Source organism: Microbacterium sp. bgisy189 (genome assembly GCF_965345345.1).
Classification (GTDB): domain Bacteria; phylum Actinomycetota; class Actinomycetes; order Actinomycetales; family Microbacteriaceae; genus Microbacterium.
Window position 1 is genome coordinate 65637 of sequence record NZ_CBDRMZ010000003.1, and the last position, 19440, is coordinate 85076.

The following is a 19440-nucleotide window of genomic DNA, read 5'->3' on the forward strand; positions in this document are numbered from 1 at the left end:
ACCCACGTCCGCATCCGCTCTCACCGAGGAGGACGACATGACCACCCTGCACAACGTCATCGACGGGGCGCTGTCGCCGTCGTCGGGCGAGCTGATGGACCTCATCGACCCGGTCACCGAGGAAGTGTACGGGCGGGCGCCGATCTCCACCGCCGACGAGGTGGATGCCGCGTTCGCCGCGGCCGAGCGAGCCTTCCCCGCGTGGCGCGAGACGACGCCGGCGCAGCGGCAGCTCATGCTGTTCCGCCTCGCCGACGCCCTGGAAGACGCGGCGGAGGAATTCGCTGACCTCGAATCGCAGGACACCGGCAAGCCGCGGGCGAGCCTCGTCGCCGACGAGATCGACCAGTCGGTCGACCAGCTGCGGTTCTTCGCGGGTGCCGCCCGTGACCTCGACGGGCGGGCCGCCGCGGAGTACGCCGAGGGGTTCACGTCGTTCGTGCGGCGCGAGCCGATCGGCGTCGTCGCGCAGGTGACGCCGTGGAACTATCCGCTGAACATGGCGATCTGGAAGATCGCTCCCGCCCTCGCGGCGGGCAACACGATCGTGCTGAAGCCGAGCGAGACGACCCCGCAGACGACGGTGCGTCTGGCCGAGCTCGCCTCGCACATCCTCCCGCCCGGTGTCTTCAACGTCGTCCTCGGTGACCGCTCGACCGGCCAGCTGCTGATCGAGCACCCGACCCCTCAGCTCGTCGCGATCACCGGGTCGGTACGCGCCGGCATGGCGGTCGCCGAGGCCGCGTCGAAGCAGCTCAAGCGGGTGCACCTCGAACTCGGCGGCAAGGCGCCGGCGATCGTGTTCGACGACGCCGACCTCGACGCCGTCGTCCCCGGCATCGTGGAGGCCGCGTACTTCAACGCCGGGCAGGACTGCACCGCCGCGACCCGCGTGCTCGTGCACCGCTCAGTGCACGACGAGCTCGTCAGCCGCCTCGTCGCGCACACCGAGGCGCACGCGAAGACGGGAGCACCGCACGAGGATGGCGTCTTCTTCGGGCCCGTCAACAACGCCGACCAACTGGCCCGGGTGCAGGGATTCATCGACCGACTGCCCGCGCACGCGACCGTCGCGACCGGCGGCGCCCGCGTCGGCGACCGCGGCTTCTTCTTCGCACCGACGATCGTCACCGGCGTGAACCAGGACGATGAGGTCGTCCAGCAGGAGGTCTTCGGCCCGGTGCTGACGGTGCAGCCGTTCGACACCGACGAAGAGGCCCTCGCGCTCGCCAACGGCGTACCGTACGCCCTGGCATCCTCGATCTGGACCCGCGACCACGGCCGCGCGATGCGCTTCAGCCGCGACCTCGACTTCGGGTGCGTGTGGATCAACGCGCACATCCCGTTCGTCTCCGACATGCCGCACGGCGGGTTCAAGCACTCGGGCTACGGCAAAGACCTCTCGGTCTACGGCTTCGAGGACTACACGCGCATCAAGCACGTCATGTCGAGCCTCGCGTGACGCGCAACGGCGAGGTCTCGTTCTGGTGGCGGCAGGTCGGGGTCGCACCGGCCAGGGCGCCACTGCCGGGTGACCTCGACGTCGACGTCTGCATCGTCGGCGCCGGCTACACCGGGCTGTGGACGGCGTATTACCTGAAGACGCTGCAGCCCGACCTCCGCATCGCGGTGGTCGAACAGCGCTTCGCCGGGTTCGGCGCGTCGGGCCGCAACGGCGGCTGGCTCGTGAACTCGGTCACCGGCGGCCGCGGTCAGTACGTCAAGACGCACGGGCGGGATGCCGCGATCGCGCAGCAGGTCGCGATGAACGACACCGTCGACGAGGTGATCCGGGTGGCGGATGCCGAGGGCATCGACGCCGATATCCGCAAGGGCGGTGAGCTCGTCGTCGCCCGCAACGCCGCCCAGTGGGCGCGCACGCGGGCCGACGCCCGCGCCGAGCAGACCTGGCCGCACACCGACGTCGAACTGTGGGATGCCGCAGGGCTCGGCGAGCGGCTGCAGATCGCCGGGGCGCTGGGCGGGGCGTGGCACCCGCACGGGGCCCGCATCCACCCCGCCAAGCTCGTGCGGGGGCTCGCCGAGACCGTCGAAGGCCTCGGCGTGACGATCTACGAAGACACCCGGGTCGACGCGATCGAGCCGGGTCGCGCGGTGACCGATCGCGGCACGGTGCGGGCGGATGCCGTCATCCGCGCGACCGAGGGCTTCACCGCCGATCTCGCCGGCGAGCACCGCACGTGGCTGCCCATGAACTCGTCGATGATCGTCACCGACCCGCTGCCGGCATCCTTCTGGCAGGCCGTCGGCTGGGCGGATGCCGCGACCCTCGGCGACGCTGCGCACGTCTACATGTATGCACAGCGCACAGCCGACGACCGCATCGCGTTCGGCGGACGGGGTGTGCCATACCGGTACGGGTCACGGGTCGACACCGACGGCCGCACGCAGCAGCGCACGATCGCCTCGCTCACGGCGCTCCTGCGCGACTTCTTTCCCGCAGCGGCCGACGTGCCGATCGCGCACGCGTGGTCGGGGGTGCTCGGTGTGCCCCGCGACTGGTCACCGTCGGTGCGGTTCGACCCGGCATCCGGCCTGGGCTCGGCCGGCGGCTACGTCGGCACCGGGGTCGCGACAACGAACCTCGCCGGCCGCACGCTTGCCGACCTCGTGCTGCGCCGCGACACCGACCTCGTGCGCCTGCCGTGGGTCGGACACCGCGCCCGCCGCTGGGAGGTGGAGCCGCTGCGCTGGCTCGCGACCCACGGGCTCTACACCGCCTACGGTATCGCCGACCGCATCGAGGCCCGCGGCGGCGAGCGCACCTCGTGGATCGCGCACGCCGCGAACGTCGTCGCCGGCCGCTGACCGGCGCAGCGTTTCGTCTCGTTGCTGCGCTCCTCGCTCGACGACCGGAGCACGCCGCTCTCGGTCGTTGAGCGAGCGCAGCGAGACGAAACGTCAGCGCAGGAGTGTGACGGTGACTCCGAGACTCGGAGCGCGCGAGAGTCGCGCGTCAGAGGTGAGCAGGTCAGCGGCGAGCGCGTGCGCCGCTGCGACATAGAAGCCGTCACTGATCCGGATCGCCTCCCGCGACCGCCATGCCGCCCCCGCCAGCCCCACATGGTCCACGCGTCGGATCGGCGCATCGTGGAGCCGGGCGAGCCCCCGCTCCGCTTCTTCGAGCGAGATCGCCGACGTCCGCGCGAGACGCCAGAGCGCCGACGTCACCTCCAGATCGAGGATCGCGGGCGCCCAGAGCTCATGCCCCGAAAGTGCGCGGAGGGCCGCGTCCTGCCGATCCGTCGGCAACACCGCGTCGAGGAACGCACTCGCATCGACGACCCGCCTGCTCATGCGTTCGGGTCGTACTCGACTCGCACGCCATCGAGCGCACCGACGACGTCGATCGGACGCCCCTGACCGGCAGCCCGGGCGGATGCCGCCCAGTCCTCCACGAGCGGGCGCGCGAGGTCGTCGCGCAGCACACGCGTCACGTACTCGGACATCGACATGCCCAGCCGTTGCGCTCGCTCGCCGAGCCTGGCGTGCAGCTCGTCGGGAAGGTTCCTCACCTGCAGCGTGCTCATATCATGACAATAGCTTGCAGTTCTCATGCGCGGAACGGAGCCTTCGGTCGCGCTGCAGGGCATGGGGAGCACTCCCCATGTTCATTCCGCCGACATGCATCTACGGTCGATCCAAAGGGGGGTCGCGCCATGGGAATGATGTTGCCGAACGAGCTCATCTGGGTGATGGAGAAGCTCGGGTTCGAGTGGCCCGACATCGACGAGGACGAAGTCCGCAAGGCGGCCGTGCTCGTGCGCAACTACGGCAACGACCTCGAGAGCGTCATCCAGGCGGTCGACCGGGTCGTCAACAACGATCTCGCGAACGCGATGCGCGGCAAGACCGGCCCCGCGACCGTCGCCGCTTGGAACGCGAACCGGTCGACCAACCTGCAGAAACTGATCGACATCATGCCCCCGGCCTCGACGGCGATGGATGTCGGTGCGGATGTCATCTTCGGCCTGAAGATCAAGGTCATCGCCGACGTCACGAGCACCCTGATCACGCTTGTCGCGATGCTGACCAACCCGTTCACGGCGGCAGGCGCGGGTCCGATGTTGCTCATCAAGAAGAAGCTGCTCAACGCCGCCGTCGACATCGTCGTCGAACAGCTGATCATCCAGATCGCCCCGATGGTCATCGAACCGATGGCCGAGCAGCTTCCTGCCGTGCTCGACGCGATCTTGGATGCACCGGTCGTCGAGAACACCGTCGGCGACACCGACGAGTTCTACGCGGATCTGCAAGCGCTCGACGACGCCCAAGCCTCGCTGGGCATCCACGGTGCAGACATCCAAACCCTGACGTCGACGTTCGTCGCCGACGTCGCCGCCCTCGACTTCGGAGGGGACGCCTGATGACGACCGCCGGACGCATCCTCAAGGATGGACTGGAAGCGATTCGCAAGAGCGCCGACGACATGAACGTGCGGCTCCCGGACGGGGTCGCCAAGAAGATCGACAACCATGTCGTGACCTCGCGCCAGGGTGTGCACAGTCTCGATGAGTTCAACGACGCCCCGAACACACCGAACGCCCCCAACACGCCGAACAACCCCGGCCAGAACCCGCCGATCGACCCGAGCCGCAATCCGCCGATCGACCCGAGCCGCAATCCGGATTGGCTCAACGATCGCCTCGCCGATACCGACCTGCCGTTCTGGCGCAGGCGCATGGCCGAGGGCGACCAGTTCAACTACCAGAACCACCACCGGTACCCGCAGAACGAGGTCACCCTCGCGAACGGCAAACGAGTGGACTCGTACGACCCGGGCGAGGCGATCGTCTCGCGCAAGAACACGCAGCTTGACGATGTTCGCCCGGAGACCGCGATCAACTACATCAACGAAGTGCTGAACAAGTACGCCCCCGGTACGAAGATCAACGACACCGAGGTGCTCGACGGCACCCCGATCCTCGAGGTGCCCGTCCAGAACTCGCCTGTGTCGCAGACGATCATCGATCATGCGAACAGCAAGGATCCCCGGGTCGTGATCCGAGACGTCCTCGGCAACGTGTACAACTGAGAGTGTCATGACTGAGCGATACATCTACACGGACAAGGTCGGTGCTGGGCCGGAGCATCCCGCGAAGCGCTGGGGGCTGTTCACCGAAGAGTTGTCGCCGGAGGAGGCGATGCAGCGGTATGCGCTTCCGGTTTCACGACGTGACGACTGGTTCGGAATCGTCCGAACTGTCGACGACGAAGCTCCGTCTGCGTACCTCCAAATGTGCCCTCAGGCGAACGGGGTGGTGCTGCACACGCTCGACCGGAACGGCAGCGTGGCTGCGTCGTACTCGTGGGGCGCGTACGCGACCGGCGATGATGCCGACGCGGGCGAAGGCGCACCTCGACTCTTCTTGAACCAGATCGTCTGGTACGTCTATCCCGAGGCTGATCGCTTTTTGGATCGATTCGAGTCTCTGGGCAACGTGCGCATGGAGTTCACGCCGCAGGGGTACGGCAAAGAAGTCCGCACCACCAAGCGCGGTCCCGGCGAGCCCGCGTCGACCGAGGAGCGGGAGTACAACGACGTCGACGTGTCGGTGAACTGGTTCGCGGTGCCCGCCTTCGGACAGTGGGATCCGTTCTTCAACCCCACACCCGACGAAGAGTGACGTCGCGGCCCAGCGATCCGACGACTGACCTTGTCCGAGCGCTGATCGAGCACATGCGCGGAGCGGCAGAGGGCTGGCGCACGCTGTCGATCGTCGTGGAGTTGCGCGACGGCCGTGTGGGCAACACGTTCGGCTACACCTACTCGCCCGACGGTGCGGTTTCGGCCGTCGCCTCCCGCCCCTCCGGCATCCTGCCTGCAGTACAGGCGTACCTGGCAGACAAGTACACGCCGGATCAGAAGCTGCCGCTCAAGCTGCTTGTGCAGTTCAATCGTGACTCCGGACAGTTCGAGATCACCTATGAAGATGCGGATGCCACGCGCTGGAAGGTGACTCCCGAGAACATCGACACGGTGAGCGACGAGCTTCGACCCGCGTTCACCTAGGCGAGCGCCTCGGGCGCGACGCCCAGCAGCCCGGCAAGCACTCGCCGGGTGAGGTCGGCGCGCTCGGGGTGTTCGCGCCAGCGCACGAGACCGTGGGCGCCAAGGCCGTCGATCATCGCGAGCAGGTGCCAGGCGATCGCGTCGGCGTCGACCTCGCCGAATGCTCCGGCCTGCTTGCCGCGCTCGATCTCGGCCGCGATCATCTGCTGCCAGGCATCCATCTCGCCTCGCACCCTCGCAGCAAGGGCGTCGTTGCGCGAACCGAGCGCCCACCCCTGCACCCACACGAGCGTGACGTCGCGGCGCGACCCGTCGAGCACCGTGTCGATGAGCATGCCGAGACGTTGCGGCGCGGCATCCACACCCTCGAGAAGACCGACGACACCGCGCAACTCTCCTGCGACGATCTCGCCGAAGGTCTCGGCGACGAGCACGTCCATGCTGGGGATGTAGTGGGCGACGAGCCCCGGTGCGACGCCCACTCGCGCGGCGACAGCGCGCAGCGTGACGGCGTCGAGTCCCGACTCGAGGGCGAGTTCGATCGCGGCGGCCGAGACCTCGGTGCGGCGCTGCTCGGGGCTCTTGCGCACGCGGCGGGTGGTTGACGTGTCGCTCATCTGGTCGGTACGCTCCTCGTATTGATCGCGTGATCAATAACCTATCGCAGACCGAGGGAGAACGCCATGGGCTGGCGGATGCCGAGCGAAACCGACCCGCACGAGCGCACCTGGATGGCGTTCCCGCGCGAGGGGTTCACTCTCGGCGAGACCGACGCCGAGCGCGAAGAGGGCTATGCGACCTGGGCAGCGGTCGCCGCCGTCGTCGCCCGGTTCGAGCCGGTGTCGATGGTCGTCGATCCGAGCGAGCTCGATCGCGCGCGGCGGATGCTGCCGGGCGAGATCACGCTGCTCGAAGCGCCCGTCGACGAGTTCTGGATGCGCGACCACGGCCCCACCTTCGTCGTCGACGACGAACGGCCGGGCGCGCTCGGCGGCGTCGATTGGATCTTCAACGGCTGGGGCGCGCCCGACTGGGCGCAGTGGCAGGACTCGGCGGCCCACGCGCGGCTCATCGCGGCCGAGGTCGGCGCCGAGGTCGTCTCGTCGGTGCTCGTGAACGAGGGCGGCGGCATCCACGTCGACGGCGAGGGCACGGTGCTGCTGACCGAGACCGTGCAGCTCGACCCACGGCGCAATCGGTTCGTCGACCGGGCGCGCGTCGAGGCAGAGATGGCGCGCACGCTCGGCACGACCCGCGCGGTCTGGCTCAGCCGCGGACTCACCCGCGATTACGACGACTTCGGCACGAACGGGCATGTCGACATCGTCGCGACGATCCCCTCACCCGGGCGTCTGCTGCTGCACGACCAGCGGGATGCCGACCACCCCGACCACGCCGTCTCCGCACAGCTGCGGGCAGAGCTCGCCGGGCAGACGGATGCCGCGGGCCGCACCTTCGAGATCATCGACTTGCCCGCCCCCGCGACCCTCACCGACGCCCACGGGCCCGTGGACTGGAGCTACGTCAACCACCTCGTCGTCAACGGCGGCGTCATCGCATGCGGGTTCGGTGAGGAGCAGGCCGACGCGACCGCCCGCAGCATCCTCGCCGATGCCTACCCCGGCCGCGAGGTCGTCACCGTCGACGCGAGGGGCCTGTTCGCCCGCGGCGGCGGCATCCACTGCATCACCCAGCAGCAGCCGGCGGTGGCGTCGTGATCGCCCGCGCCCCCGCGCCCCGGTCAACCCCGCCCACCGCTCACCTGTCACGAACGAGGGTCACCGCCCGACGATTGCGACAGGCGAGCACGACCGCCGGCCGCTCACCTGTCACGAAACGGCGTTGCGCGCCGGGGATCGTGACAGGTGAGCAGGTGGCGGGTAGGGAGTCAGGGCGATGATCGAGGTGACTGAGGCGTCCATCGCCGAGTTGCGGGCGGCGCTGGAAGCGGGCACGACGACGGCGGTCGAGCTCGTCGACGCGTATCTCGCGCGCATCGACGCATACGACGACCTCGGCACCGACACCGCGCTGAACGCGGTCGTCGTGCGCAATCCGGATGCCAGAGCAGAAGCGGCCGCATCCGATGAGCGCCGGGCGCGCGGGCAGGTGCGGGGGCCGCTCGACGGCATCCCCTACACCGCGAAGGACAGCTACCTCGTCCGCGGACTGACCGCCGCGGCAGGCTCCCCCGCGTTCGCCGACCTCGTCGCGCAGCGCGACGCGTTCACGATTGAACGGCTGCGGGATGCCGGTGCGATCTGCCTCGGCCTCACCAACATGCCACCGATGGCCAACGGCGGCATGCAGCGCGGCGTCTACGGCCGCGCCGAGAGCCCGTACAACGCCGAGTTCCTCACGGCACCGTTCGGCTCGGGATCGTCCAACGGCTCGGGCACCGCGACGGCGGCGAGCTTCGCGGCGTTCGGACTCGGCGAGGAGACGTGGTCGTCCGGCCGCGGCCCCGCCTCGAACAACGCACTCTGCGCCTACACGCCGTCGCGCGGAGTCATCTCCGTGCGCGGCAATTGGCCGCTCGTGCCGACGATGGATGTCGTCGTGCCGCACACCCGCACGATGGCGGACCTGCTCGAGGTGCTCGACGTGATCGTCGCGGACGACGCCGAGACCCGCGGAGACTTCTGGCGTGTGCAGCCGTGGGTCGAGATTCCCGCGGCATCCGCGATTCGACCGGCGTCATACCCGACCGTGGCCGAGGGCGCGACGCTCGCCGGCACACGCATCGGCATCCCCCGCATGTACCTCAATGACGACGCGGATGCCGGCACGGGCACCGGCATCGGCGGCCCGACGGGCGAGCGCATCGAGACCCGGGCATCCGTCGTCGACCTGTGGCGGGCGGCCCGCGCCGACCTCGAAGCCGCAGGCGCCGAAGTGGTCGAGGTCGACTTTCCGGTGATCAGCAACTACGAGGGCGACCGCGCCGGCGCGCCGACGATCGCGACCCGCGGGTTCGTCAGCCCCGAGTACCTGCACCGCGAGATCGTCGACCTGTCGGCGTGGGGGTGGGAGGACTTCCTCGCCGCCAACGGCGACCCCGCGCTGCGCACGCTCGCAGACGTCGATGGTGCGACGATCTTCCCGCATCCACCCGGCGCCCTCCCCGACCGCTACACGGGATTCGACGACGACATCGCCGACTACCCGGCGTGGGTGCGACGGCATCCGGATGCCGCGCTCGACGACATGCCCGAGCTCGCCGACGGCCTGCGCGGCCTGGAGCAGACCCGCCGCGTCGACCTGGAGGAGTGGATGGACGGCCTCGGCCTGGATGCCGTCGTCTTCCCCGCCGTCGCCGACGTCGGCCCTGCCGACATGGACGTGAACGAAGCCTCCGCCGACCTCGGCTGGCGCAACGGCACCTGGGTCGCCAACGGCAACCTGGCGATCCGACACCTCGGCATCCCGACCGTGACGGTGCCGATGGGCACGATGGCCGACATCCGGATGCCGGTCGGGCTCACCTTCGCCGGCCGCGCCTACGACGACACCGCCCTGTTGCGCCTGGCCGCCGCCTTCGAGGCCCTCCGTCCCCGCCGCACCACCCCGCCGCGAACTCCGCCACTCGGCTGACCCGCTTCGTGTGCGTTCCATCTCGTCTGCGTTTCGTCTCGTCGCGTCGCTCCTCGCTCAACGACCAGAACCGTTGCCGGTCGCCTCGCGAGCGAAGCCCCGGTCGTTGAGCGAGCGAAGCGAGACGAAACGCCCCCCGCACCACACAATGGACGTGACCCAAGGAGACCCGATGACCCAGCGCCCGCAGCCCGCGCGCATGCACGACGTGACCGACGAGACCCGTCAGATCGTCGACCTGGTGCTCGATTATTCGCGCAACCGGCTGCTCACCGACGACAACCCGCTCGACAAGCCGCTGCCGCCGGTCGAACTCGCCCGGCTCGCCGGCACGACGATCAGCGAGGCGGGCATCGGCGCGCGCAAGGCGATGGGCGTGTTCGAGCACGTGCTGGCGCCCGCGTGCCTCACGATCGACGACCCCCGGTATCTGTCGTTCATCCCGAGCGCGCCGTCGAAAGCGGCGGCCGCGTTCGACCTGGTCGTCTCGGCGAGCGCACTGTACGGCGGGTCCTGGCTCGAGGGGGCGGGGGCGGTACACGCCGAGAACGAGGTGCTGCGATGGCTGTCAGCCGAGTTCGGACTGCCGGCCGGTGCGGGCGGCGTCTTTGTGCAGGGCGGCACACTCGGCAACCTGTCGGCGCTCGTGGCTGCGCGGGAGACGGCGCGTGACCGCGGCATCCGCCCCGACCGCTGGCGGGTCGTGTGCTCGGCCGAGGCGCACTCGTCGATCAAGTCGGCCGCGCGGGTCATGGACATCGAGGTCGTGCCGGTCGCGCCGGATGCCGGTGGCGTGCTGCGCGGCGACGCGGTGCGTGCAGCGCTCGACGAGCACGGCGACAGCGTGTTCGCGGTCGTCGCGACCGCCGGGTCGACGAATTTCGGGATCGTGGACGACCTGGCATCCATCTCTTCGGTGACCCGCGAGAAGGGTGTCTGGCTGCACGTCGACGGCGCCTACGGGCTGGCCGGGATGCTGTCGCCGGCGGCGCGTTCGTTCTTCGCGGGCGTCGAGCACGCCGACTCGCTCATCGTCGACCCGCACAAGTGGCTGTTCGCACCGTTCGACGCGTGCGCGCTCATCTACCGCGACCCCGAACTCGGCCGCCGCGCGCACACGCAGCACGCCGAGTATCTCGACACGCTCACCGAGACGAGCGACTGGAGCCCGTCGGATTTCGCCGCGCACCTCACCCGGCGCGCCCGCGGCCTGCCGCTGTGGTTCTCGCTCGCCACGTACGGCGCCGGCGTCTACCGCGACGCGATCACGTCGTCGATCGAGCTCGCCCGCCGCATCGCCGACGAGATCGAGACGCGTCCCGAACTGGAACTCGTTCGCCGCCCGCAGCTCGGCGTCGTCGTCTTCGAGCGTCGCGGGTGGGAGAAGGCCGACTACAACGCCTGGTCGTCGAAACTCCTGGACGACCAGCACGCCTTCGTCACCCCGTCGAGCCACGCCGGCCGCACGAACGCCCGCTTCGCGATCCTCAACCCGCGCACCACGTTCGAAGACCTCACCGGCATCCTCGACACCATGGCCTGAGTTCCGGGCGCCCGCGGACGCCACCATCCGCCGTCCGCACGGTGCACCGGATTCGGACAATGACGCCGGATTCGGATCGGACCCGGCCGTGTGGCCCGAATCTGCGTGCACGATCCGAATCCGGTGCATGCCGGGATGCCGGGGCCGCCGAGCGACCGGCTGACGAAAAGCACCGTGGACGGCATGAACCGCGACTGATACCGTTGCGGCAGGACGATAACGATGCCGAAAACCACCGCGACACCACTGGATGAGACCTCGAAGGCCATCATCGAGCAGCTGCAAGAAGACGGCCGCCGCTCGTACGCCGACATCGGCAAAGCGGTCGGGCTGAGCGAGGCCGCGACGCGACAGCGCGTGCAGAAGCTGACGGATGCCGGCGTCATGCAGATCGTCGCCGTCACCGACCCGCTGCAGCTCGGCTTCGCACGCCAGGCGATGATCGGCGTTAAGGTCATCGGCGACATCCGGGTGGCGGCGGAAGACCTCGCGAAGCTCCCGGGCGTCTCGTACGTCGTCGCCACTGCCGGCTCGTTCGACGTGCTCGTCGAGGTCGTGTGCGAGAGCGACGACGACCTCATCGGCATCCTCAACGACAGCATCCGCGCGCACCCGAACGTGCGCGAGACCGAGACCTTCGTGTACCTCAAGCTCCACCGTCAGCTCTACAACTGGGGGACCCCATGACCGAATACGACTCCGCAGACCTGCAGGAAAAGGCCCGCGACCACCTCTGGATGCATTTCGCACGCCAGTCCGTCATGACCGACGGGCCGGGCGTGCCGATCATCGTCAAGGGCGAGGGCCACCACATCTGGGACGACAAGGGCAAGAAGTACATCGACGGCCTCGCCGGCCTGTTCGTCGTCGCGGCTGGCCACGGCCGCAAGCGGCTGGCTCAGGCGGCGGCCAAGCAGGCCGAAGAGCTCGCATTCTTCCCGATCTGGTCGTACGCGCATCCGCCGGCCATCCAGCTCGCCGACCGCATCGCCGACGCGGCGCCCGGCGACCTCAACAAGGTGTTCTTCTCCACCGGCGGCGGTGAGGCCGTCGAGACGGCGTTCAAGCTCGCGAAGTACTACTGGAAGCTGCAGGGTCAGCCCACCAAGCACAAGGTCATCTCGCGCTCGGTCGCCTACCACGGCACCCCGCAAGGGGCGCTCGCGATCACCGGCATCCCTGCGATGAAGGCGATGTTCGAACCGGTCACCCCGGGCGGGTTCCGCGTGCCGAACACGAATTTCTACCGCGCCGCCGAGATGGGCGCGCCGTCCGACAGCCTCGAGCAGTTCGGAGTGTGGGCGGCCGACCGCATCGAAGAGATGATCCAGTTCGAGGGGCCAGAGACGGTCGCGGCAGTGTTCCTCGAGCCGGTGCAGAACTCGGGTGGATGCTTCCCTCCCCCGCCCGGGTACTTCCAGCGCGTGCGAGAGATCTGCGACAAGTACGACGTCCTCCTCGTCTCGGACGAGGTCATCTGCGCCTTCGGCCGCATCGGCCACACCTTCGCGTGCGACGCGTACGGCTACCAGCCCGACATGATCACGTTCGCGAAGGCCGTCACGAGCGGCTACGCACCGCTGGGCGGCACGGTCGTCAGCGACAAGATCTACGAGCCGTTCGCCCACGGCGACCGCGCGTTCTATCACGGCTACACCTTCGGCGGGCACCCCGTCTCGACGGCGGTCGCGATGGAGAACCTCGACATCTTCGAGGAGGAGGGGCTCAACGAACGGGTGCGTGAGAACTCACCGTTGTTCCGCGCGGCCCTCGAGCGCCTCACCGACCTGCCGATCGTCGGCGACGTGCGCGGCGACGGCTACTTCTTCGGCATCGAACTCGTCAAGGACAAGGCCACGAAGGAGACCTTCGACGACGACGAGTCGGAGCGCCTGCTGCGCGGATTCCTCTCCAAGGCGCTGTTCGACGCGGGACTGTACTGCCGCGCCGACGACCGCGGCGACCCCGTCATCCAGCTCGCACCGCCGCTCACGATCGGGCCGAGCGAGTTCGACGAGATCGAGCAGATCCTCCGCAGCGTCCTCACGGAGGCCTGGACGCGCCTGTAGACACGCACGAACACGACGACGGCCGACGGGTGGGGGCTCCCGTCGGCCGTCGTCGTGTGCATTCGACACACCGTGAAAACGGGCAGTTCGCCCCATTGCCAGGGGTGCGTCCCGACCCCGTACAGTTGACCGGAGCCGCTGTCGGCGTGACGGGCGCGGAGGGAGACAGCACACGGCATGATCTGGGAGATCGACGAGAAGAAGCGGACGATCGAGGGACTCGACGCAGAGGGACGCCCGGACCCCGCGTACGCAGCGGCCCTCGGTCTGCTCAATGCCCCGTTCGGCCGCCGCGCCCTTGCCGTGGCCTGCGACTACGCCGTGTTCCTGCTGCTGCAGCTGCCCCTGTGGATCGGTGCGATGCCGCTTCTCGCCAAGCTCATGACCGGCTCGGTCTCGACCTACGGCTTCGTCAACCATCCGAGTTTCGTACTCGCCGCCGTCATGGCCGGCGTCACGGTGCTCCTCACGCTGGCGTTCTCGATCGTGCAGCTCGTGCTGCACGGCCGCAAGGGTGTGACGATCGGCAAGGCGATCTCCGGCATCCGCTCGGTGAACGTGCGCACCCTCGAGCGGCCCGGAGCCGGGCCGGTGCTGCTGCGGTTCTTGATCATCGTCGGCTCGGGCCTCGTTCCGGCGATCGGTCCAGCACTCTTCATCCTCTCCCCCACCTTCGATCCGAGCGGGCGTGGCCGAGGCTGGCACGACAAGGCGACCGGCGTCTGGCTCGTCGATGTGCGCCAGGGCCTGCATCCGTACGACGAGAAGCGGATGCGGGTGGCCCGCAAGGTCGTCAAAGCCGAGCCCACGATGGAGCGCTCCGCACTGCCCTCGCTCGCCACGCCGCTCGACCCCGGCGCGCAGCCCGAGTATCGCCCCGGATCGCGGGTCAGCGCGGGGGTGCTCGGCGTCGCCCGCCCGCACGAGTCCCGCGAGCGTCCGTCAATCGGCCTCTCGCAGTCGGCGCCGCGCACCGAAGCCGCGCCCGCCGAAGCAGGCAAGCCGGTGCTGGGCGGCTACCGTGCCCCCGACGCAAGCGCCGCACCGGCAGTCGACGGCACGCCGGTACAGCCCGCGCCGCCCGCGTGGACGCCGCCGGCCACCCTCCCGGCCGCAGCTCCGGGGCCCCAGCCGACCGCATCCGCCCCTTCCCCGCAAACACCGGCAGTGCAGACGCCGGCGCCCGCCGCCGCACCGGCACCCGCACCCACCCCCGCGGCACCACAGCCCGCCGCCGCGAAGCCCTCCGCGCAGCAGCCCGCGGCGCGGTTCGGACTGCGACTCGACACGGGCGAGAGCATCCTCATCTCCGGCCCGGTCCTGCTCGGACGCAACCCGGATGCCAGCGGGCACCCCGGTGCGCGCGCCGTTCCACTCCCCGATGAGAGCCGCTCGCTGTCGAAGACCCACCTGCTGGTGCGCCCGATCGCCGGCGGCCTCGAAATCACCGACTGCCGCTCGACGAACGGCTCCGCGCTCGTGCGCGAGGGCGTCGAGCACACCGTCGAGGCCGGCGCCGCGGTGGCCACGATCGAGGGCGACATCATCCGCATCGGCGACCGCACGGCCGACGTCGTGCGGGTGTGACCGGTGCGCCACAGCCGAGAAGTGGAAGAAACACGTTGACCGCTGAACTGATGAACGGGACCGAGTCGCACGCATGAGGCTGAAGCTGACCCTCCACCGCCCCGCAGAAGACCCCGTCGACATCGTCATCACGACGGATTCGACCGCGACCACGGGCGATGTCGCCCGGCACGTCGCCGAGGCTGACCCGAGCAGGTCGACGCCGGTCGCAGACGGCGACGTCGTCACCCTCGCCGTCGCGCCGCCGTCGGGCGAGCGCCTCGTGCCCCTGCAGCCCGACGTGCCGATCGGCGAAGCACCCATCGGATCGGGCTTCGCCGCGTCGATCGTCAACTACGGGCCGGAGTTCTCGCGTTCCGACCAGCGCCGCGTCGTCGGCACCCTGCACGCGATCGCCGGAACCCTTGCCGGGCAGGAGTTTCCCATCGCCGCCGGCCACGTGATCCTCGGCCGTGAGAGCGGCAACGATGTCGTCCTCGCCGACCCGATGGTCTCGAAGCGCCACGCGCGACTCGAAGTGGGCGCGCACATCGAGGTCGTCGACCTCAACTCCGCGAACGGCGTGCTCGTCGACGGTGTGGCGATCCAGCGTGTGCGCGTCGAAGAGGGCGAGCCGTTCGTCATCGGCGGCACGACCCTGGTGCTGCGCCTGGCGCGGTCGTTCGACGGGTCGACGGCCGACGAACCGGTCATCGAGCGCGGCGGCGGGCTGCTGTTCAACCGCAGCCCCCGCGTCGAGGTGCGCTACCCGGGCACGACGTTCAAGCCGCCGCGGCTGCCCACCGAGAAGATCGGCAAGATGTTCCCGTGGCCGATTCTGATCGCGCCCATTCTGATGGGTGTCGCGCTGTATCTCATGAACGGCAACCCTCGCGCGCTGCTCATGATCGTGATGACGCCGCTGATGATGTTCGGCAACATCATCAACCAGAGCGCGCAGAGCAAGAAGAGCCAGAACCATGAGTTCCTGCTGTTCGAGCGGCAGTACGAGCAGCTCGAAGAAGACTTCTTCCGCGGCAAGCCCGAAGAAGAGGCCGTCCGCAACGCCGAGGCGCCCCCGGTCGCCGAGGTCTTCGACCATGCCCTCCGACTCGGCCCGCTGCTGTGGACGAGACGCCCCGAGCACTGGAACTTCCTCGGTCTGCGGCTCGGCAGCTGCCGGCTGCCGGCGCGCAATTCGATCGATGACACCGAGACCCCCGAAGGCCTGCCCGAGTTCATCGACCGCGTCGAGCGGTTGCGTGAACGCTACAAGTACGTCGACGACGTGCCGATCTTCGACACGATGGCCGACGCGGGCTCCATCGGCATCGCAGGCCCCCAGGGACCGGTCGCCGATGCGATGCGCGGGATCGCGGTGCAGCTGTTCGGCCTCCACGCCCCCAACGACGTCGTCGCGGTCGCGTTCGCCGATTCGTCGTGGACACCCGAGCTCGACTGGCTCAAGTGGATGCCGCACACCTCCAGCGAGCGCAGCCCGTTCCGTCACGCACCGCTGGCCGACTCCGCCCCGACGGCGGCAGCCCTGCTCAGTTCGCTCGAAGAGTACGTGAAGCAGGCCGCGGGCAACGCCCCCGCCGGCGACCCTCGCGGTCCATTCAAGGAGGACTGGAACCCGCAGCTGTACGGCACCGACGTCTCGCGAGCGGCCGGTGAGCACCTCAAGACGCCGCCGGTCTCGGTGCTCGTCTTCGTCAGCGGCGACGCACCCGTCGATCGCGGCCGCCTCACCGACGTGCTCGAGCGCGGGGCGGACTACGGCGTGCACGCGGTGTTCGTCGCGCCCACCGTCGAGTCACTGCCGGCCGCCTGTCGCAGTTACATCGACGTCACGACGGGGCTGAACGACGCCACTGTGGGTCTCGTCCGCGCGGGCGAGAACTTCGAGCACGTGCGCGTGGAGGGCGTCTCGAACGCCTACATGCAGATGCTGGCACGCCGTCTGGCGCCGGTTGTCGACGCGAGCACCGTCGTGCACGACTCGTCCGACATCCCCAGTTCGGTGATGTTCCTGCAGCTCGTCGACCCCGCGATCGCCGAGGACCCGCAGGTGGTCATCGAACGCTGGCGGCAGAACAACACGATCGTCGACCGCTCCCCCAATCCGCGTCCGCGTCTGAAGAAGTCGGGGACGCTGCGCGCGATCATCGGCCAGGGCGCGAGCGACGCGATGACCCTCGACCTGCGCACGCACGGCCCGCACGCCCTCGTCGGCGGCACCACCGGCGCGGGCAAGTCGGAGTTCCTGCAGGCGTGGGTGCTGGGTATGGCCGCCGCGCACAGCCCCGACCGCGTGACGTTCCTGTTCGTCGACTACAAAGGCGGGTCGGCGTTCGCCGACTGTGTCGAGCTGCCGCACTGCGTGGGGCTGGTCACCGACCTCAGCCCGCATCTCGTGCGCCGCGCGCTCACGAGCCTGCGCGCCGAGCTGCACCACCGCGAGCACCTGCTCAACCGCAAGAAGGCGAAGGACCTGCTCGAACTCGAGAAGCGCCAAGATCCCGAGACACCGCCCGCGCTCGTGCTCGTCATCGACGAGTTCGCGGCGCTCGCCTCGGAGATGCCCGAGTTCGTCGACGGCGTCGTCGACATCGCCCAGCGCGGTCGCTCGCTCGGCATCCATCTGATCATGGCGACGCAGCGGCCCGCCGGTGTCATCAAAGACAACCTGCGCGCCAACACGAACCTGCGCATCGCGCTGCGCATGGCCGACGAGTCCGACTCGCGCGACGTCGTCGACGACGACATCGCCGCCTCGTTCCCGGCGACCCTCCCCGGCCGCGCGATCGCGAAGACGGGCCCCGGCCGCCTCGTGCCGTTCCAGTCCGCGTATGCGGGCGGTTGGACCACCGACGACGAGTCGGGCACCGCCGAGGTGCGCGTCGGCGAACTGCGCTTCGGTGCGGTCAGCGAATGGGAGCCCGACCGGCCCGCGGAGTCGGACTCGCACGAGGAGGATCTCGGCCCGAACGACCAGAAGCGCATCGTGCGCACGCTGATCCGCGCGAGCGAGACGGCGGCGTTGCCCGCTCCGCGCCGCCCGTGGCTCGACGATCTCTCTCCGCTGGTCGATCTCAACGCGCTGCCGCACGAGGGCGACACCCGCATCCCGATCGCCATGATGGACGTTCCCGAGAAGCAGCTGCAGCAGGCCGGCGTGTTCTCGCCCGACCGCGACGGTTCGCTCGTCGTGTACGGCACGTCGGGCTCGGGCAAGTCGACGCTGCTGAAGACGATCGCGACCTCTGCCGGCATGCGCCCAGACCTCGGCCGCGTACAGGTGTACTGCCTCGACTTCGCCTCGGGTGCCCTCGGCCCGCTCGCCGCACTGCCGCACGTCGGGTCAGTCGTCGACAGTTCGGATGCCGAGCGCATCCAGCGCCTGCTTCGCACCCTCGACGGCGAGATGGATCGGCGCGCCGCCGCGTTCTCGGCCGCGAGCGCCGCGTCGGTGCAGGAGTACCGCGACATCGCCGACCCGAACATGCCCCGCATCCTGGTGCTGATCGACAACTATCCCGAGTTCAAGAAGGACTGGGAGATGGCACCGGGCCGCGGCCCGTTCTACCGCATCTTCATGCGGATGCTCGGCGAAGGCCGCACGCTGGGGCTGCACACGGTCATCACGGCCGACCGCGGCAACGCGGTGCCGAGCGCCGTCGCATCGAACATCCCCCGCCGCATCGTGCTGCGCATGGGTGACGCGAGCCAGTACATGCTGCTGGGCGTGCCCCGCGACGTGCTCGACGAGCAGTCCGAGCCGGGCCGGGCCGTCATCGACGGCCACGAGGCGCAGATCGCCGTGCTGGGCGGCACCACGAACGTCGTCGAGCAGACGAAGGCGCTGGGCGTGCTCGGCGAACGGCTGCGCGCAGAGGGCGTGCGGGATCTGCCCGAGATCGGCGCGCTGCCGACGATGGTTCCGGTCGAAGAGATGCCGCGCACCGTTGGCGAGTTCCCGGTCTTCGGCGTCGCAGACGACACGCTCGCGCCGCACGGCTTCGAACCGATCGGCTCGTTCGTCATCTCGGGCCCGCCCGCGTCGGGCAAGACCAACGCGCTGAAGGCGCTCGTCGTGGCCGTGGAACGGTTCGATCCGAAGGTGCGCATGTATCACTTCGGCAGTCGCCGCGCCGAGCTCAAGGATTTCCGTCCGTGGGTGGCCAGCGCCACCCGCCCCGAGGACGAGAAGGACTTGGCTGCGGAGCTGGCCGAGCTCGTGACGAGCGACACGACCGAAGGCCGCATCATGATCGTGATCGAAGACATGCCGCACCTGGCCGACGGCCCCGCCGACCGGCCGATGCGCGCACTGCTGCAGGCGATGAACAACAGCGATCACCTGCTGATCGGCGAGGCCGAGATCACACGCGCCAGCGGCAGCATCGGCGTGCTGGGCGAGTGGAAGACGGGCCGGCAGGGCATCGTGCTCAAACCCGACACGTACGACGGCGAGTCGATCTTCAAGACGCCGTTCGGTCGCATCAAGCGTGCAGACTTCCCCGTCGGTCGAGGCATCTTCGTACAGGCCGGGCGTGCCATCACGATGCAGATGCCCTTCGTGGCCGATGAGGCGGCGACGTCCTAGGGATGGGTACATCTCCCCATTCGAT

16 protein-coding genes are annotated in these 19440 nt (G+C 69.3%); 13 read left to right on the plus strand and 3 right to left on the minus strand.

Annotated elements, in window-relative coordinates; translation table 11 throughout:
- Positions 1 to 37 precede the first annotated feature (37 nt).
- Entirely contained in the window at positions 38 to 1462 is a 1425-nt protein-coding gene (locus ACSF8R_RS05620) for a gamma-aminobutyraldehyde dehydrogenase (protein WP_434810876.1), read from the plus strand.
- A complete protein-coding gene (locus ACSF8R_RS05625; protein WP_434810877.1) occupies positions 1459 to 2829 on the plus strand; it encodes an NAD(P)/FAD-dependent oxidoreductase in 1371 nt (456 codons plus the stop codon). The genes ACSF8R_RS05620 and ACSF8R_RS05625 overlap by 4 nt, the downstream gene beginning before the upstream one ends.
- Positions 2830 to 2922: 93 nt before the next feature.
- On the opposite strand, the gene ACSF8R_RS05630 is transcribed toward ACSF8R_RS05625, so the two are convergent.
- Positions 2923 to 3318, minus strand: a complete 396-nt coding sequence (locus ACSF8R_RS05630) for a type II toxin-antitoxin system VapC family toxin (protein ID WP_434810878.1) — start codon at positions 3316 to 3318, stop codon at positions 2923 to 2925.
- Positions 3315 to 3551, minus strand: a complete 237-nt coding sequence (locus ACSF8R_RS05635) for a FitA-like ribbon-helix-helix domain-containing protein (RefSeq protein WP_434810879.1) — start codon at positions 3549 to 3551, stop codon at positions 3315 to 3317. Before ACSF8R_RS05635 ends, ACSF8R_RS05630 begins: the two co-directional genes overlap by 4 nt.
- Before the next feature lie 129 nt (positions 3552 to 3680).
- On the opposite strand from ACSF8R_RS05635, the gene ACSF8R_RS05640 reads away from it, so the two are divergent.
- From ACSF8R_RS05640 to ACSF8R_RS05655, 4 genes are read left to right on the plus strand one after another with little or no spacing between them, the layout of a single operon-like run.
- Positions 3681 to 4388, plus strand: coding sequence for a hypothetical protein (locus ACSF8R_RS05640; RefSeq protein WP_434810880.1), 708 nt, complete (start codon positions 3681 to 3683; stop codon positions 4386 to 4388).
- The gene (locus ACSF8R_RS05645; RefSeq protein ID WP_434810881.1) at positions 4388 to 5056 is read left to right on the plus strand and encodes a hypothetical protein; all 669 of its coding nucleotides are present in this window, start codon (positions 4388 to 4390) and stop codon (positions 5054 to 5056) included. The genes ACSF8R_RS05640 and ACSF8R_RS05645 overlap by 1 nt, the downstream gene beginning before the upstream one ends.
- Positions 5057 to 5063: 7 nt before the next feature.
- Positions 5064 to 5648 carry a hypothetical protein gene (locus ACSF8R_RS05650; protein ID WP_434810882.1) on the plus strand — a complete coding sequence of 195 codons (585 nt, stop codon included), beginning with the start codon at positions 5064 to 5066 and terminating at the stop codon, positions 5646 to 5648.
- Between the two features lie 53 nt (positions 5649 to 5701).
- Positions 5702 to 6034: a hypothetical protein gene (locus ACSF8R_RS05655; RefSeq protein ID WP_434810883.1), complete on the plus strand. Its 333-nt coding sequence runs from the start codon at positions 5702 to 5704 to the stop codon at positions 6032 to 6034.
- Here ACSF8R_RS05655 and ACSF8R_RS05660 read toward each other — a convergent pair.
- Positions 6031 to 6651, minus strand: coding sequence for a TetR/AcrR family transcriptional regulator (locus ACSF8R_RS05660; protein WP_434810884.1), 621 nt, complete (start codon positions 6649 to 6651; stop codon positions 6031 to 6033). The two genes, ACSF8R_RS05655 and ACSF8R_RS05660, sit on opposite strands and share 4 nt — an antisense overlap.
- 66 nt (positions 6652 to 6717) lie before the next feature.
- On the opposite strand from ACSF8R_RS05660, the gene ACSF8R_RS05665 reads away from it, so the two are divergent.
- The 7 genes from ACSF8R_RS05665 to ACSF8R_RS05695 all read left to right on the plus strand — a co-directional run bounded on the left by ACSF8R_RS05665 (position 6718) and on the right by ACSF8R_RS05695 (position 19415).
- On the plus strand, positions 6718 to 7752 hold the full coding sequence (locus ACSF8R_RS05665) for an agmatine deiminase family protein (RefSeq protein WP_434810885.1): 1035 nt from the start codon (positions 6718 to 6720) through the stop codon (positions 7750 to 7752).
- Between the two features lie 178 nt (positions 7753 to 7930).
- Entirely contained in the window at positions 7931 to 9628 is a 1698-nt protein-coding gene (locus tag ACSF8R_RS05670) for an amidase (RefSeq protein ID WP_434810886.1), read from the plus strand.
- A gap of 172 nt (positions 9629 to 9800) precedes the next feature.
- The gene (locus ACSF8R_RS05675; protein ID WP_434810887.1) at positions 9801 to 11171 is read left to right on the plus strand and encodes a pyridoxal phosphate-dependent decarboxylase family protein; all 1371 of its coding nucleotides are present in this window, start codon (positions 9801 to 9803) and stop codon (positions 11169 to 11171) included.
- A gap of 222 nt (positions 11172 to 11393) precedes the next feature.
- Positions 11394 to 11858: an Lrp/AsnC family transcriptional regulator gene (locus tag ACSF8R_RS05680; RefSeq protein ID WP_434810888.1), complete on the plus strand. Its 465-nt coding sequence runs from the start codon at positions 11394 to 11396 to the stop codon at positions 11856 to 11858.
- Complete coding sequence (locus ACSF8R_RS05685; protein WP_434810889.1) at positions 11855 to 13240, plus strand: aspartate aminotransferase family protein; 1386 nt, start codon at positions 11855 to 11857, stop codon at positions 13238 to 13240. Before ACSF8R_RS05680 ends, ACSF8R_RS05685 begins: the two co-directional genes overlap by 4 nt.
- A gap of 177 nt (positions 13241 to 13417) precedes the next feature.
- Entirely contained in the window at positions 13418 to 14827 is a 1410-nt protein-coding gene (locus tag ACSF8R_RS05690; protein ID WP_434810890.1) for an RDD family protein, read from the plus strand.
- 73 nt (positions 14828 to 14900) lie between these two features.
- Positions 14901 to 19415: an FtsK/SpoIIIE domain-containing protein gene (locus tag ACSF8R_RS05695; RefSeq protein ID WP_434810891.1), complete on the plus strand. Its 4515-nt coding sequence runs from the start codon at positions 14901 to 14903 to the stop codon at positions 19413 to 19415.
- Positions 19416 to 19440: the final 25 nt, after the last annotated feature.